General features: G+C 68.5%; 14 protein-coding genes. 9 read left to right on the top strand and 5 right to left on the bottom strand.

Going from position 1 to position 15,969, the window contains the following annotated elements; translation table 11 throughout:
• The gene (locus W7U_RS16745) at positions 1-576 is read left to right on the top strand and encodes a TetR/AcrR family transcriptional regulator (RefSeq protein WP_008260139.1); all 576 of its coding nucleotides are present in this window, start codon (positions 1-3) and stop codon (positions 574-576) included.
• On the opposite strand, the gene W7U_RS16740 is transcribed toward W7U_RS16745, so the two are convergent.
• The 3 genes from W7U_RS16740 to W7U_RS16730 all read right to left on the bottom strand — a co-directional run bounded on the left by W7U_RS16740 (position 570) and on the right by W7U_RS16730 (position 5,470).
• Positions 570-2,936, bottom strand: a complete 2,367-nt coding sequence (locus W7U_RS16740) for a glycoside hydrolase family 65 protein (protein ID WP_008260137.1) — start codon at positions 2,934-2,936, stop codon at positions 570-572. The two genes, W7U_RS16745 and W7U_RS16740, sit on opposite strands and share 7 nt — an antisense overlap.
• Positions 2,933-3,682 carry a beta-phosphoglucomutase family hydrolase gene (locus W7U_RS16735; protein ID WP_008260135.1) on the bottom strand — a complete coding sequence of 250 codons (750 nt, stop codon included), beginning with the start codon at positions 3,680-3,682 and terminating at the stop codon, positions 2,933-2,935. The genes W7U_RS16740 and W7U_RS16735 overlap by 4 nt, the downstream gene beginning before the upstream one ends.
• Positions 3,683-3,886: 204 nt before the next feature.
• Entirely contained in the window at positions 3,887-5,470 is a 1,584-nt protein-coding gene (locus W7U_RS16730) for a PPE family protein (protein WP_008260130.1), read from the bottom strand.
• A gap of 267 nt (positions 5,471-5,737) precedes the next feature.
• Here W7U_RS16730 and guaA point away from each other — a divergent pair, with 267 nt between their 5' ends.
• From guaA to W7U_RS16710, 4 genes are all read left to right on the top strand, one after another.
• Complete coding sequence (gene guaA / locus W7U_RS16725; protein ID WP_085976864.1) at positions 5,738-7,330, top strand: glutamine-hydrolyzing GMP synthase; 1,593 nt, start codon at positions 5,738-5,740, stop codon at positions 7,328-7,330.
• A gap of 179 nt (positions 7,331-7,509) precedes the next feature.
• The gene (locus tag W7U_RS16720) at positions 7,510-8,715 is read left to right on the top strand and encodes a DUF1214 domain-containing protein (RefSeq protein WP_008260126.1); all 1,206 of its coding nucleotides are present in this window, start codon (positions 7,510-7,512) and stop codon (positions 8,713-8,715) included.
• Positions 8,712-9,857: a sulfotransferase gene (locus tag W7U_RS16715; RefSeq protein ID WP_008260123.1), complete on the top strand. Its 1,146-nt coding sequence runs from the start codon at positions 8,712-8,714 to the stop codon at positions 9,855-9,857. The genes W7U_RS16720 and W7U_RS16715 overlap by 4 nt, the downstream gene beginning before the upstream one ends.
• A complete protein-coding gene (locus W7U_RS16710) occupies positions 9,844-10,524 on the top strand; it encodes a TetR/AcrR family transcriptional regulator (RefSeq protein ID WP_008260120.1) in 681 nt (226 codons plus the stop codon). The genes W7U_RS16715 and W7U_RS16710 overlap by 14 nt, the downstream gene beginning before the upstream one ends.
• Here W7U_RS16710 and W7U_RS16705 read toward each other — a convergent pair.
• Positions 10,469-11,044, bottom strand: coding sequence for a carboxymuconolactone decarboxylase family protein (locus tag W7U_RS16705; RefSeq protein WP_008260118.1), 576 nt, complete (start codon positions 11,042-11,044; stop codon positions 10,469-10,471). The two genes, W7U_RS16710 and W7U_RS16705, sit on opposite strands and share 56 nt — an antisense overlap.
• A gap of 9 nt (positions 11,045-11,053) precedes the next feature.
• On the bottom strand, positions 11,054-11,866 hold the full coding sequence (locus tag W7U_RS16700; RefSeq protein ID WP_008260117.1) for an SDR family oxidoreductase: 813 nt from the start codon (positions 11,864-11,866) through the stop codon (positions 11,054-11,056).
• Positions 11,867-11,951: 85 nt separating this feature from the next.
• On the opposite strand from W7U_RS16700, the gene W7U_RS16695 reads away from it, so the two are divergent.
• From W7U_RS16695 to W7U_RS16680, 4 genes are all read left to right on the top strand, one after another.
• Positions 11,952-12,956, top strand: coding sequence for an NAD-dependent epimerase/dehydratase family protein (locus tag W7U_RS16695; RefSeq protein WP_008260115.1), 1,005 nt, complete (start codon positions 11,952-11,954; stop codon positions 12,954-12,956).
• Positions 12,953-13,549, top strand: a complete 597-nt coding sequence (locus W7U_RS16690; RefSeq protein ID WP_008260113.1) for a TetR/AcrR family transcriptional regulator — start codon at positions 12,953-12,955, stop codon at positions 13,547-13,549. The genes W7U_RS16695 and W7U_RS16690 overlap by 4 nt, the downstream gene beginning before the upstream one ends.
• A complete protein-coding gene (locus W7U_RS16685) occupies positions 13,546-14,745 on the top strand; it encodes a cytochrome P450 (RefSeq protein WP_008260112.1) in 1,200 nt (399 codons plus the stop codon). Before W7U_RS16690 ends, W7U_RS16685 begins: the two co-directional genes overlap by 4 nt.
• Before the next feature lie 501 nt (positions 14,746-15,246).
• Positions 15,247-15,927: a hypothetical protein gene (locus tag W7U_RS16680; protein ID WP_008260111.1), complete on the top strand. Its 681-nt coding sequence runs from the start codon at positions 15,247-15,249 to the stop codon at positions 15,925-15,927.
• Positions 15,928-15,969 lie beyond the last annotated feature (42 nt).

Here is a 15,969-nt window from a genome sequence, read left to right as displayed (position 1 = left end):
ATGACTACAACGTCCGCAAGGGGCCGCGGGAAACCCCCGACCGGGCGGGCGGAAGTGGCCGCGGCGATCCTGGAGGCCGCCACCGAGCTGTTCGCCGAGCGCGGCCCGGCCGCGACCTCCATCCGCGACATCGCCGCGCGGTCCAACGTCAACCACGGGCTGGTTTTCCGGCACTTCGGCACCAAGGAACAACTCGTCGGCGCCGTGCTCGACCACCTGGGGGACGACCTGAGCGCCCAGCTGGAGACCGACACCCCCGCCGAGGTAGTGCAGCGCTCCCTGGACCGCCAGATGCGGGTGATGGCCCGCACCGTGCTCGACGGCTATCCGGCGGGCCAGCTGCAGAAGCGCTTCCCCAACATCGCCACCCTGCTCGACGGGGTGCGGCCGCTCTACGACGACGAGGTCAAGGCGAGGCTCGCCGTCGCCAATGCCCTTGCCCTGCAATTTGGTTGGCGGTTGTTCGCGCCGGTCCTGCGCTCGGCGACCGGGATCGAAGAGCTGACCGACGCCGAATTGCGCGCCGCGGTGGGCGCCGAAGTGGAGCGGATGCTCGGGCCCGCCGACACTCAGTGAGGCCGCGACAGCACCCGCCGGTGCATGGGCGCGCGCCCCAGCGGCTGCTGCGGCGGCGGCAGGAGCGGCTTGCGGGGACGCACGGCGACCGTCGTGGGCGATTCGGTGCTCAGCTCGAGGTCCTCGCCGGCGTGCCGGATCGTCAGCTCGCCGCCGGGCCCGTCGCGCAGCGTGTACGTGACGTCGACGTGGTTGACGTCGATGGTGACCCGGAAGTCGCGCCACCGCAGCCGGAATCGCAACCGCGAAATCCCGTCCGGTAGCGCGGGATCCAGTGACAGCACGCCCTCGTCGTCGCGCAGTCCGCCGAACCCGGCCACCAGCGCGGTCCAGGCGCCGGCGAGCGAGGCCATGTGCAGGCCGTCGCGGGTGTTGTGGTGCAGGTCGCGCAGGTCGATCAGGGCGGCCTCGTAGGCGTAGTCGTGCGCCAGCTCCAGATGCCCGACCTCGGCGCACATCACCGCCTGGGTGCAGGCCGACAGCGACGAGTCGCGCACCATGCGCGGCTCGTAGTAGTCGACGTTGCGGGCCTTCTGTTCGGGGGTGAACGCGTGGCTCTGCCAGTGCATCGCCAGCACCAGGTCGGCCTGCTTGATCACCTGCGCGGGATAGAGCCGGACGTAGGCCTCGTGCAGCAGCAGCGGGTAGGTGGTGTTCTTCTCGAAGTCCCATTCGGCGTAGGTGGTGAACCCCTCGCACTGCTGGTGGACCCCGAGCCCGTCGTCGTAGGGGATGTGGGCGGCGTCGGCGGCATCGCGCCACGCGGCCGCCTCCTCGGTGGTGACCCCCAGCGCCTTGGCCGCGTCGGGATGGCGGTTGCACGCGTCGGCGGCGGTGTGCAGGTTGTGCGCGGCCATCAGGTTGGTGAAGGCGTTGTCGCGGACGACCGCGGTGTACTCGTCGGGGCCGGTGACACCGTCCAGGTGCCAGACGCCGTGCCGGTCGTGATGGCCGAGCGAGAGCCACAGCCGGGCGGTCTCGACCAGCACCTTCAGGCCGCAATCGGCTTCCAGCTCGTCGTCACCGGTGACGATGCGGTAGCGCTCGAAGGCCATCGCGATGTCGGCGTTGATGTGCCAGGCCGCCGTGCCGGCCGGCCAGTACGCCGAGCACTCCTGCCCCCGGATGGTCCGCCAGGGGAAGGCGGCGCCCTCCAGTCCCAGTTCGGCCGCCCGCTCCTTGGCCAGATCCAGGGTGGAGGCCCGCCACTTCAGCGCGTCGGCCACCGTGTGCGGCGCGGTGTAGGTCAGCACCGGCAGCACGTAACCCTCGGTGTCCCAGAAGGCGTGCCCGTCGTAGCCGGTTCCGGTGAGTCCCTTGGCGGCGATGGCGCGGCGTTCGGCGCGGGCGCTGGCCTGCAGCAGGTGGAAGAGCCCGAAGCGCACCGCCTGCTGGGATTCGGGGTCGCCCTCGACCTCGACGTCCGCGCAGTCCCAGAAGTCGTCCAGATACTTCCGTTGCGAATCCAGCAGCCCTTGCCAGCCGCTGTAGCGGCCGCCGTGCAGCGCGGCCGCGACCTGGTCGCGCAGCGCCGGACGCGAGCGCATGCTCGACCAGCCGTAGGCCAGGTATTTGACGATGCGCAGCTTTTGTCCTGCGCGCAGCCCGCAGATCACGGTGGTCCGCGCCAGGTCGGCGCGCGAATCGGTGCTGACCTCGACCCGTCCGGGAACCTCCACCTCGTGATCCATGCCAGCGGCCATCATCAGCGCGCTGCTGCGGGTGCGGTGCATGAGAACCGCACCGGTATCGGTGTTTTCGTGGTCGACCTCTTCGAGCGGGTTCTCCAGGATGGCCGACACCCGCGGGTCGCCGGAGGTCTGCGGCTGGTCCTCGTTGGTGACGAGTTCGGACTGCACCGTGACCCGCACGAATTCGCCGACCGCTTCCACGACGTACTCGATGGCGGCGAGGCCGCGGTGGGGCAGGGAGACGAGCCGGGTGGAGACCACGTTGACCTCTTTGCCCGCCGGCGAGCGCCAGTGCGCGGTTCTCTTCAGCGTGCCGGCGCGCAGGTCGAGAACGCGCTCGTGCGAGAGCAGTTCGCCGTAGCGCACGTCGAAGGGCTCGTCCTCGACCAGCAGCCGGATGATCTTGCCGTTGGTGACGTCGACGAGCGTCTGGCCGGCCTCCGGGTAGCCGTAGCCGGCTTCGGCGTAGGGCAGCGGCCTGATCTCGTAGAAGGAGTTCAGATAGGTGCCCGGCAGGCCGTAGGGCTCGCCCTCGTCGAGGTTGCCGCGCAGCCCGATATGCCCGTTGGACAGGGTGAACAGGGATTCCGACTGGGCCAGCAGGTTGAGGTCAAGCTGGGTTTCGCGAACGTGCCAGGGGTCAACGGGAAACGCTTCGTCGGTGATCATGACTGCAGCAACTCGGCGAGGTCGCTGACCACCACGTCCGCGCCGTTGCGGCGTAAGTCCTCGGCTTGGCCCACTCTGTCGACACCTATCACGCACCCGAAGTTACCGGCCCGCCCGGCGGCCACCCCGGACAAGGCGTCTTCGAACACGGCCGCCGCCTCCGCGGGGACGTCGAGCAGTTGCGCCCCGCGCAGGTAGGAGTCGGGCGCCGGCTTGCCGGCGATGTGTTCCTGGCGCAGGGTGATGCCGTCCACCCGCTGTTGCACGAACCGGTCCAGGCCGGTGACCTCGAGGACGTCGCGGGTGTTGGCGCTCGAGGACACCACCGCGATGCCCAGGCCCGCGGCCGACGCCGCCTCGAGGTAGCGCCGCGAACCCTCGAAGACCTTGACGCCGTCCTGCTTGAGGACCTTCTGGAACATGTCGTTCTTGCGGTTGCCCAGGCCGTAGACGGTCTCGGCGTCATCGGGGTCATCGGGGCTGCCGTCGGGCAGTTCGATGCCGCGGCTTTCCAGAAACGACCGGACCCCGTCCTCGCGTTTCTTGCCGTCCACGTATTTGCGGTAGTCCGCGGCCGCGTCGAAGGGGACGAATTCGTCGCCGGTGCGCCGGGCCCGGTCGGACAGGTAGGCGTCGAACATCGCCTTCCACGCCTTGGTGTGCACGCTGGCGGTGTCGGTGAGCACGCCGTCGAGGTCGAACAGGCAGGCGCGCACCTTTTCTGGCAGACCCAGCTCTGAGCTCACCGGTGGTCCTCGCTTTCTGGTCTCGGGGGCTGGTTGACCGATACCCACTCCACCATGTCCGCCATGCGTGCCGCCAGCGTTTCGGTGCCCGCCGCCGCGGCGGGGCGGATGCCGCGAGGACCGGCGGACGCGGTGGGCTGGCGGGTAAACGCGTTATCACGCTGCGCCGCAATCGATTACGCCGACAATGAACTTCACTTCCCGCTAGTCGTGCGCCCCCTTGCCGTCCTCGCGGGGCCAGGTGCCCGGCATCATCGGCATGCGGGGGGCGTCGCCGAATTCGTCGGCCGCCAGGGTGGTCAGGCCCGCCGCGGCGACGGGTTCCTTGCGTGCCGTGCCGGCGAAGCCGAGGTTTCCGGCACCGCCATGCGACGCCGTCGTCTCCGGCTCGTTCCAGTCCGGATGGACGTCGACGTTCATGTCCATGAACTCGTCGCCGTGCCCGCGCTGCCGCGCCCGCCGGCGCCGGCGATTGCGCGCCGCCTCCCGCGCCGCCGCGGCCGCGACGGCCGCGGCCGAATCGGGTTCGGGCGCCTTCTTTTTCGCGCCGGCGGCGGCGCCCGCGCCCATACCCGAACCGAACCCGATGCCGGGAGGCGCGAGGGCATAAGGAGGGGTGAAGGGGACCGCGCCCGGGGCCGGTGGGGCGGGCGGTGCCGGGCTGGTCACCGTGGCCGCCGCGGACGCGGGCGCGGGAGCGGGTGCCGGCGCGACGGCCGCGGCGGGCGCGGCGACGGGGCCCATGGCGGGTGCCGCCGGCAGGCTCGGGGACGCGGCAGGGGCCGGGGCGGCCGGCACCGCGGCGGGCGGGGCCGGGGGCGCCGGCGCGGACAGGCCGGCAAAGCCGGCCAGCGCCCCGAAGGGGGCCGTGGCGACGAGCATCGGCAGCAACAGCAACTGGGGCTGCGTCGGGAGCCAGCTGGCGAGCTGGGCCAGGTGTGTCGGCCAGTCGAGCAGCACGAGTTGGGTGATGAACTCGAAGGCCGCCGCCGGGTTTTCCTGCAACAGGGCCCCGAACTGCTGGAAATCGGAAAACAGTTCGAGGGCCCGGACCACCCACCACATCAGGTCCCCGGGGTTGGTGTAGGCCTCGTAGGGCAGGCCGTTGAGGGTCCCCTCGACCGGATCCCAGTCGAGGCCGAACAGCCGCAGGATCTGGGCGACGAACTGGTTGAGCGGGCTGTCGAACCCGTGCTCGTGGTCGTGGTGGTCGTCGTCCTCCTCGTGGTCGTGGTGCGCGGTGGCCTCGGACTTCAGGATCGGCGGCGCGGGGTCGGTCGGCGGTACGGCCGCCACCGTCGCCGTGGAGACGGCGTCATAGGTCGCCATCGTGCCGGCGGCCTGGACCCACATCCGCGCATAGTCGGCCTCGTTGACGGCGATCGGAATGGTGTTGATCCCAAAGAAATTCGTCGCCACCAGGGCTTCGTGGACGACGTGGTTGGTGGCCAGCTCCGGCAGGGTCGGCATCGCCGCCAGCGCGGCGGCATACGCGGTGCCCGCCGCCTCGTGCTGGGTGGCCGCCGCGGCGCTGTGCGCACTGGCCTGCGTCAACCACGCCAGGTACGGGGCGTGCGCGGCGACGTAGGATTCGGCGCTGGGCCCTTGCCACGCGCCGGCCTGCGTCGACGCCAGCAGCGCGCCGAGTTCTTCTGCGGCCGAGGCGTATTCGGCGCTCATCGAGCTCCACGCCGCCGCCGCGGCGAACAGCGACGCCGGCCCCGGGCCGCTGCTGAGCAGCGCGGAGTGCACCTCGGGCGGGGACGCCATCCACACCGGCGCGGTCATCGGCAGGCGCCCCCGTGGTCGGCCATCGGCGGGGTGATTGTGGCGGGTGACGTTGTCACGGCAACTCCTGGGCTGGGGCGGGCGTGCAGATCCGCGACCAGTCAATTGAAAATGATTGTCGTTATCAATACTCGGGCGCCGACCTCATGCCAAAGGCATAGAATTCGCCGCGGCGGCGCGTTACGCACCGCGTTTTCGCCGTGGGCCTCTCGGGCGGCGCCGGCGCAGCCGGCCATTAGACTCGCCTGCGTGGCCGAATCCAGGGAAATCGAGGCAACCGAGGCGGCGGGCGCGTCCGGAGCGACCGCTCGTCCGGTGCTCGTCGTGGACTTCGGCGCGCAGTACGCGCAGTTGATCGCCCGTCGGGTCCGCGAGGCGCGGGTTTTCTCCGAGGTCATTCCGCACACCGCCACGGCCGAGGACATCAAGGCCCGCGACCCAGTGGCGCTGGTGCTCTCCGGTGGGCCGTCCAGCGTCTACGCCGACGGCGCGCCCCAGATCGACCCGGCGCTGTTCGACCTCGGGGTGCCGGTGTTCGGCATCTGTTACGGGTTTCAGGCCATGGCCCAGGCGCTGGGCGGGACCGTCGCCCACACCGGCACCAGCGAATACGGCCGGACCGAGCTGAAAGTCCTTGGCGGCGAACTGCATTCGGGCTTACCGAGCGTCCAGCCGGTGTGGATGAGCCACGGCGACGCGGTCACCGCCGCGCCGGACGGGTTCGAGGTGGTGGCCAGCAGCGCGGGCGCGGCGGTCGCCGGGTTCGAGAGCCGGGCTCGTCGGCTGGCCGGCGTGCAGTACCACCCGGAGGTGATGCACAGCCCGCACGGGCAGCAGGTGCTCAGCCGCTTCCTGCACGACTTCGCCGGGCTCGGCGCGGACTGGACGGCCGCCAACATCGCCGAGGCGCTGGTCGAGCAGGTGCGCGCCCAGATCGGCGACGGCCATGCGATTTGCGGGCTGTCCGGCGGCGTGGATTCCGCGGTGGCCGCCGCGCTGGTGCAGCGCGCCATCGGTGACCGGCTGACCTGTGTCTTCGTCGACCACGGGCTGCTGCGCGAGGGCGAGCGCGCGCAGGTGCAACGCGATTTCGTCGCCGCCACCGGCGCCAACCTGGTGACCGTCGACGCGGCCGACACCTTCCTCGACGCGCTCGCCGGCGTGACGAATCCCGAAGGCAAGCGCAAGATCATCGGCCGCCAGTTCATCCGGGCGTTCGAGGGCGCGGTGCGAGACATCGTGGGGGACAACGCTTCCGACGGCTCCGGCGTCGAGTTCCTGGTCCAGGGCACGCTGTATCCCGACGTGGTGGAGTCCGGTGGCGGCAGCGGCACCGCGAACATCAAGAGCCACCACAACGTCGGCGGCCTGCCCGGCGACCTGACGTTCACACTCGTCGAGCCGCTGCGGCTGCTGTTCAAGGACGAGGTGCGCGCGGTCGGGCGCGAGCTGGGCCTGCCGGAGGAAATCGTTGCGCGCCAACCGTTCCCGGGACCCGGCCTGGGCATCCGGATCGTCGGCGAGGTCACCGCGGAGCGGCTGGACACGCTGCGGCGGGCGGACTCGATCGCGCGCGAGGAGCTGACCGCCGCCGGCCTGGACACCCTGATCTGGCAGTGCCCCGTGGTGCTGCTCGGTGACGTGCGTTCGGTCGGCGTGCAGGGTGACAACCGCACCTACGGGCACCCGATCGTGTTGCGGCCGGTGACCAGTGAGGACGCCATGACCGCCGACTGGACCCGGGTCCCCTACGAGGTGCTGGAACGCATCTCGACCCGCATCACCAACGAGGTGGCAGAGGTCAACCGCGTGGTGCTGGACATCACGAGCAAGCCGCCGGGCACCATCGAGTGGGAGTAGCCGCCCGGCCGTAACGCGCCTGGCTCGCGGCGCCGCCCCATTGACAGTCCCCGCATCCGGGTGGTACTCATGGCGCAATTGAAAACAACATTTTCAATTGGTCGTGGCGCCGACGCCGGCTGGAGGACAACGTGGCCGAGCAAACCCGTGAACAGGCACAACCAGCCTGGAAGAACCCGATGGCCTGGCTGCCGCACTCGATCGCGGAGGCGGCGCTGTCACCGGGGGAGGGCCCGGCGGCCGACCTCGCCCAGGCGTGGGCGCACCTGCAGGAGCGACTGAACGCGGCCGAACAACTCGTCCGGAGCACACCGGTCAACAAGAACCGCCTCGACCATGCGTCGGGGATGCGGCACCTGATGGTGCTCCTGGCGGTCGGCACGGACATGGCGCTGCGCGCCGATCCCGACCCGGTGCTCGCCGTCAATCGCGCCAGGATGGACGACGTCGTCACCTGGGGCCTGGAATGCCCCGACTGCGTGTACCTGAACGCGAGCCTACGCGCGGGCGAGACCTATCGGCTCTTCGGCAACCGGGGGACGGCCCGCTACGTCGGGTTGCAAACCATGGACGGAATCGCTGCCACCGCCAATTGCCTCGTCGACGACCTCGACGTCGACACGGACGGGCGCTTCGAGGCGATCCTCTCGGCCGACGAGCACGAGGGCAATTGGTTGCTCCTGGCCGGGGAGCATCCGACGCTGACCGTACGGAACTTCTTCTACGACTGGGACACCGAGGTTCCCGCGTCGCTGCGCATCGAGCGCGTCGGTGACGAAGTGGTACCCGAAGTCCGTTCGGTCGAGCTGGATACCTCGGTCGCCCAACAGCTTTACGCGCTGGGGGACTTCGTCCACGACAACCTGAAGTTCTTCCTCGACTTCGGTGCGATGCCGCCCGCCAACGGATTCATTCCCCCAATGGACATGACGGAGATGGGAGCGGCAGCCGAAAACCGGCCCGTCATCGGACGATTCGAGCTCGAGCCCGACGAGGCGCTCATCCTGGAGGTGCAACCGCCCGACGGGGTCTACTGGAGCATCTCGCTGGGTAACCCGTGGTTGGAGACGATCCACTACGGCCGCCATCAGTCCAGCCTCAACGGGCATCAGGCGGTCATCGACCCCGACGGGGCCTTCCGCGCCGTCATTTCCGCGACGGATCCCGGAGTGGCGAACTGGCTCGACACCGCCGGCCACAGCAACGGTGCGATGCTCTTGCGTTGCGTCCGAACGAAAACCGCGCCGGTGCCGGACACGCGCGTCGTGAAGGTCGACGACGTCGTGGCGGCGCTCCCGGCCGACACCACGATGACCACGTCCGCCGAACGCGCGCACGTCATCGACGCCCGCCGCCGCGCCGTACACCAAAGGTTCTACCGATGAGCTTTTCCGCTGACGCACTCGAAGACGGCGCGCGGGCGGCCACCGGGCTCGAGGACTTCGGCTCGTCCTACTACCGCGAGGGCCTCGAGCGCACCGTCGATGCCCTGAACACCGAAGCCGAACTCAACGACCTCGGCCGCGTCATGCAGCACGCCACCATCAGCAACGCCCTCATCCAGCGGCTGAAGATCGTGGAAACCTACAAGCAGCACCCCGAGATCGCCGACGAGGTGGTCGAGGGCCCGGTCGTCGTCCTCGGTCTGCCGCGCACGGGCACCACCGCCCTGAGCCAATTGGTTTCTGCCGACCCACAATTCAGGTCGCTGCGGGTGTGGGAATCTCAGGCGCCCACCCCGCCGCCCGAGGCGGCCACGCAGCGCAGCGACCCGCGCATCGCGCAGGCCGCCGAGGGCATCGCGATGATCGAGCAGATGTTTCCCGACTTCCGGGCCATGAACAGTAACGAGCCCGAGGCCGCGACCGAATGCCAGGACCTGATGGGGATGAGCTTTCGCACCTTCCACTTCGACGGCGTGGTGCGCGTTCCCGGCTACGTGGAATGGTTGCTGGGAAGCGACATGCGCGAGACGTACGCCTTCCACAAGGATGTGCTCAAATTGCTGCAGTGGCATTGCAAGCCGAACCTGTGGCACCTGCGAACCCCGGTGCACATGTTCGCCCTCGACGCGTTCGTCGACGCGTATCCGAATGCGAAATTCCTGTGGAGTCACCGTGATCCGGCCAGGGTGCTGGGGTCGGTGTGCAGCCTCATCGCCTACGTCCGCAGCTGGAGCAGCGACCGAAAAGATCCCGAAGAGCTCGGCGCCGAGCAACTGGCATGGTGGGCCGAAGGCATGCGGCGGGCCATGGAATTCCGCAGGAAGTTCGGTGACGAACGGTTTGTCGACGTGTCGTTTGCCGCCCTGCAAACCGACCCGGTCGCGACCGTGGCCGACAGCTACGAAAAGCTCGGTCTGACGTTCACCGACTCGGCGCGGGCCAAGGTTCGCCAGTGGGCGGACGAACACAAGCCCGGTCACCGCGGCACCCACACCTACGACCTGGCTGACTACGGGTTGACGCCGGAACGCGTGCACGAAGCGTTCAGCGACTACATGGCCACCTACGATGCTTCGGCCTGACCGGACCGGCGGGCGCCAGAAACTCGAACCCGATCCGCAGGTACACGCCGCGATCGTGTCCGCCGCCGCCGAAGTCGTTCGGACCGAAGGGGTCCAGGCGCTGTCGGTCGCTGCGCTGCTCAGCAGGACGCAGCTGAGCACCCGGGCGTTCTACCGCCACTTCGACTCCAAGGATCAGCTGGTTGCGGCGGTGTTCCTGGAGATGGCCCGCGGTGAGGTCGCGCGGCTGCAGCAACGCATGTCGGGAGTCGATCCGGTTCGTGCGGTGTTGGCGTGGATCGCCGGCCGACTCGACCTCGCCTTCAATCAGCAGATCCGGGCGGACCTACGCCAGATGTCGATCGAGGCGCAACGCCAGATGTTCGCCGCCCCCGAAATCGTTGCTCCCGCGTACCGCGAAATACTGCACCCGCTTGTCCAAGAACTCGCGCGCGGAAGGGATCTGGGCATATTTCCCGAGATCGATCCCGATGTTGAGGCGCTCTCCATCCAGGGCGTGGTGTGGTCCAATGTCGAACGGCACTGGGCGACGGCGAGCCGGGACCCCGACCAGATCCGGGATCGCGTGCAGCGTTTCTGCCTCGGCGGCCTGGGGTTGACGCCCGAAGCGATCAGCGCTGCCCTTGCGGATGGGCAGCATCGACCTGGTCAGGGGAGTAGTCGATGACCGGGATCGATTCGCCGTACACGTCGAGCGTGTGCAGAAAGCGGTGCAGCCCCATCGTCGAGGCGCAGGTGAAGCCGAGTTCGACGATCTGGGCGGCGGTGAAATGCTCGCCCAATCGCCGATAGAACTCGTCGTCGATCGAATGATGGTCGCCCGACAGGCGGTCCAGGAATTCCACGGCCAGTCGTTCCTGCGGCGTCAACGAGTCGTGCTGTGGTGCCAGCAGGCACGCCACGTCGTCCTCGGTGATCGACTCGTGCTTGCGTGATTGGCTGCACGGCTCGCACTCGCCCAGCTGGGCGCTGCGTATGCGCAGCAGTTCCAATATCCGGCCACCCAGCAGCGTGTCCGCTCCCAGGTGTGTTCTGGCCATATCCACCTGGGCCAATTGCGCACTGCGGTAAGCAAATATCTGCAAGGGCACCGGTGTGGCGTAGCGGCCGTCTGCCACGCCCGCCTCCACGATGCGCCGCGAAGCCGTGCTCAATCGATCCATCGGGACCGGCGCGATGCGTGGCATGGGTTCGTCCTAGCTGTTGGTGGGCCCCAGGGCGTAGGCGCCGGTCTCGGGGTGGTGGTACCAGCCACCGGCGGCGTGGGTGCCGCCGTCGACATGGATCGTCTGGCCGGTGATGTAACTGGACATGTCGGACGCGAGAAACACTGCCGCACCGGCCATCTCGTCGACCAGGCCCGCACGTCCCATCGGGACCGTGAGCCCGAACCGCTCTTCGGAGCCCGGGGGCGCCACGTGCATGATCCCTTCGGTCAAGGTGATGTCGGGGGCCAGGCCGTTGACCCGGATCCCGTGGGGCGCGAGTTCGAGGGCCGCGGTTTTGGTGTAGTTGATGACCCCGGCCTTGGCCGCCGCATAGGTGGCGTAACCCGGTGCGGCGCGGACGCCTTCGATCGAGGTGACGCTGATGATGCTGCCCGCCAGGCCCCGCTCAACCAGGCCGCGCGCGACCCGCTGGGTGCACAAGTAGACGTGGCGCAGGTTGGATTTGTACAGCGCGTCCCAGCCGTTCTCGCTGGTGTCGAGGATCGGGGACCAGAAGACGCCACCGGCATTGTTGACCAAGATCGTGACCGGACCGAGTTCGGCCGTGGTCTGCGCCAGTGCTGCGTCGACCGCGGCGCTGTCGCGGACGTCGGCGGGGATGCCGAGCGCGCCGATCTCGGCCGCGGCCGCCGCGCACGATTCGGGGTTGCGCTCCCAGATCGCCACCTTCGCGCCAAATTTCTTCAATCCGACGGCGATGCCGCGACCGATGCCCGCGCCGCCGCCGGTGACGACGGCGACACGGTCGGTCAAAAGGATGCTTGCCGGATCGAGCGCCATGGATTAATCATAGAGTAATAGCAAGTCAAGCGTTACGATATTTACTTGATCTGTTGCATATGTAGTCAGGGGAAGGGGCGCCGCCATGGGCAACACCATCTTCGTCACCGGTGCCACCGGCCAGACCGGCGGCAACGTCTGCGAACAGCTGATCGAGCGCGGGGACCACGTCCGCGCGCTGGTTCGCAACCCGGACGAGGCCGCGGCGCTGGCCGCCATCGGCGTCGAATTGGTCAAGGGCGATATCAGCAACGCCGACGACGTGCTTCGCGCGGCCAAGGGCGCCGAGGCGGCGATCCACTGCGCGGCGCTGCTGGGCGGGGCCAGTCAGGACCTCGAGGATTTCAAAGCGGTCAACATGATCGGCACCACCAACGTGCTCGACGCGGCGAAAAGCCATGGCATGCGTAGGGTCGTCGCCCTGAGCACGGCCACGTTCATCGATTTGAGCACGGACCTCGACTTCGAAGAGGCTCCCGTTCTGCAGCACCCGCCCGACGACCCCTATACGGTCACCAAGCTCGCCGCGTTCCTCGAGGCGCACCAACGTGCCGCCGCCGGCGAGGACGTGCTGACCTGTCACCCCGGCGCGATCTTCGGGCCGGCGCCGGTGGTGGAGCGGGCCCTGCACCGGACTAGCTTCAACCGGGTGCTGTTGGCCGGCATGCGCGGAAAGATCAAGCGCTATCTCGCGTTTCCCGTGACGTGGGTGGCGGGCAGGGACGTCGCGAAGGGCTCGATCGCGGCGTTGGACCGTGGGGTGGCCGGTGAGCGCTATCTGTTGATCGGCCAGCCACAGGACACCGTCAGCACCGCCGCGGGCATCAACCGGGCCTGCGAGATCGCCGAAATCGAGCACCGCGTCGAAGATCTCGATTATCGGTCGGACCCGCAAGCGTTGACGGCAGAGTTCGGGCCGACCTTGATGGCCATCGCGGAGGCCGCGGCCAAGGACGTTCGCAAGCCCAGAGCCGACGACAACCTGACCACCAGGCGGCTGGGCTACGACCCGATGTCCTTCGACGACGGGCTGCGCCTGCTGATCCCCTGGCTGCGCGAACTCGGCCGGCTCGATCCGGTGGCCGCATGAAAGCGTCGACAGCCGAAACGCGCCGATCCGGTTCCGAGCACGGCGATCTGGGCGATCGGATACTCGACGCCGCGCGACGGCTCGTGTTGCGTACGGGCGCCCGGAAATTGTCGTTGTCGGACGTGGCGGCGCTGGCGGGGGTGTCGCGGCCGACGATCTACCGCTACTTCGACTGCAAAGAGGATCTCATCGACGCGCTGGGAAAGCAGGAGTACCGGCGCTTCAGCACCGCAATGGAAAGGGCGATGATCGGGGTGACCGGAGTCGCGCGACTGGAAGCCGCGATCGACGTCGTGGCGACGTTCGTAGAGGAGCAGCCACCCGGGCGTCAGCTCGACTTGGAGCCCGGCTTCGCCCATCAACAGATGGCCCGTGCGTTACCCATGATCATCGAAGGGCTGCTGCCCGTCTTGGAGAAATGCGCTCGCGAGGACGGCTTCGACACCGCGGTCAACAGCCGCAACCTGGCCGGGGCGATCGCGCGAATCGCGTTGAGCCACTATGTATTCCCGGACACCGACCCGGCGGTGGCCCGCCGTGAGATTCGCGCCGCGGCCGGTCTGCCCGGCGGTGGATCCAGGGGGACGCGTTGACCGCCTCGAAAGTTGTCTTTGACCCGTTTTCGAACGACTTCTTCAACGCCCCCTATGCCACCTACCGGCGCCTGCGCGACGAGGAGCCCGTCTATTACAACGAACATTACGACTTCTATGCGCTGACCCGTCACGCCGATGTCGCGGCGGCCATCAAAGACTTCGAAACATTCTCGTCCTCGCGCGGGGTCGATCTCGAGATGGTGCAGTCCGGTAATCCCGTGCCGCCCCTGATCATCATGATGGACCCGCCCCAGCACCGCCGGATGCGCAACCTGGTGAACAAGGTGTTCACGCCGCGCGCCATCGAACGCCAGCGACGGCTGGTCGTCGAACAGATCGAACGATTTCTCGCCGCGGCCGATCCCGTCGAATTCGATGTTGTGCAGGACTTTTCGGCGTTGTTTCCCGTGGAAGTGATCACCCGGCTGCTCGGCGTTCCCGCCGAGCTCCGCCAGAAGGTCCGCCTTCTCCTGGACAAGACGCTGGAGCGGGAGTACGGCAACGTCGCGACGCCCGAAGAGGGCGTTCGGGCCGGCATCGAGACCGGACTGATCTACTACAACATCATCCAAGAACGGCACGCCAATCCGCAGGACGACATGATCAGCGATCTGATCGCCGCCGAAGTCGAGCGCGACGGTGTGGCAACCAAACTCGACGACGTCGAGATCGCCGGCTTCGCTTCGATGTTGGGCGGGGCGGGCGCCGAGACGGTCACCAAGTTGGTGGGCAACGCGGTGGTCACTTTCGCCGAGCACCCAGATCAATGGCAGATGTTGCTCGACGACCGCAGCCGGATTCCCGCCGCGGTCGAGGAGTTGCTGCGGTGGGAGGCGCCCGCACAGTACCTGGTGCGGTACACCATGAAAGACGTTGAGTTGCATGGCACTACGATTCCCACCGGAAACCCCGTCCTGCTCTGTGTGGGTTCGGCCAACAGGGACGAGCGGGCGTTCACCGACGCGGATATCTTCGACATCAACCGGGACCGCAGCCAGGCGCAGAACCTGGGGTTGGGCTACGGGGTGCACAGCTGCCTGGGCGCCGCGCTGGCCCGAATGGAGAGCGCCGTCGCGCTGAACAAGCTGCTGGATCACATGCCGCGCTACGCGATCGTGCGGGAGGGGCTGCGCCGGGTTGCCATGACCAACGTCATCGGCTGGAACAACGTGCCGGTGCGTGTGCTGGGCTGAGCCGCCGCCTGCCGTTGTGGGCGATCGTCTCGTCGGCGTGCAGCTCGAACAGCTGGTGTCGGAAGCGAAGAACTCTGGCCGCGGAGCGGCGCCGCACAACATGGGTAACGGGCGCCACAGGAGTCGCTGCGCGGGCGGACAGGCGTTGTGCCCACCTCCGAGCGACAATCTCGGGTGGGCCCATGACCAGCGGAAACGTGTTGTCGCTCGGAGGTGGGCACACGCGGTGCGCCCTCCGCCAGGGTCTGGTGTGGCCGATGGGACTTGTGGGACGAGACGTGGGGCGACGCCGGCCGCCGCCGGGGCCGCCGGCGGCCGTCCCATTGACATGGTCAGCGTCGACGGAGTGGGACGCTGCCGGCGAAAAAATCACGCCCGAAAACACCATCAGCCACACCGGCACCGAGCGCATAAAGCAGCCCCTCACGTTGCTTGACGGTTGTCAGAGGGCCGGTGTTTACTTCGAACATACTTTCGAACACCCGGTGAAGGAGGCAGGTCATGACCGCGGCTTTTGCCTCCAGCCACCGCGAAGAAACCCGCGCTGAGCAGCTCGAATCGCTTCGACGGCGGATGGCGAGCATCTCCTCGAAAAAGGCCGGGCCGACCGTCCCCGACGACCTGCTGGACTCGGAGTCCCAGCTGGCGCTGCCGCAGTGGCTGGCGGACCTGCTGCCGGCGCCGCTGCCGCGGGGAACGGTGGCGGTGCTCTCGGGTGCCCGGTCGCTGTTGTTGAGCATGGTCGCCGCGGTCACGGCGGCCGGTGGCAACGCCGCGATCGTCGGCCAACCGGACATCGGGCTGCTGGCCGCCGCGGAGATGGGGGCGGACCTGAGCCGGCTCGCGGTGATACCGGATCCCGGAACCGATCCGGTCGAGGTGGCCGCGGTGCTCGTCGACGGCATGGATCTGGTGGTCCTCGGGCTGGGCGGGCGCCGGGTGCCGCCGACGCGGGCGCGGGCGGTGGTGGCGCGGGCCCGCAGCAAGGGCTGCACCCTGCTGGTCACCGGAGGCGATTGGCAGGGCGCGCCGACGCGGCTGGCGGCCCGGGTCTGTGGCTATGAGATCACCCCGCACTGGGGAACGCCCGCCCCCGGATTCGGGCGGATCAGCGGGGTGCGGCTGCAGGTCAGCGGGATGTGTGCGGGACGACGGGTGATGACCCAAGCGCGAGCGGGGTGAACTCCGGTGGTAACCCCCTCTGGTTCAAGGGTTTTGGCAATC

It is taken from the genome of Mycobacterium sp. H4Y, from assembly GCF_000364405.1.
Taxonomy (GTDB): domain Bacteria; phylum Actinomycetota; class Actinomycetes; order Mycobacteriales; family Mycobacteriaceae; genus Mycobacterium; species Mycobacterium intracellulare.
Note: the sequence above shows the minus strand (reverse complement) of the source record. Positions and strands in the feature narration are given on the sequence as shown.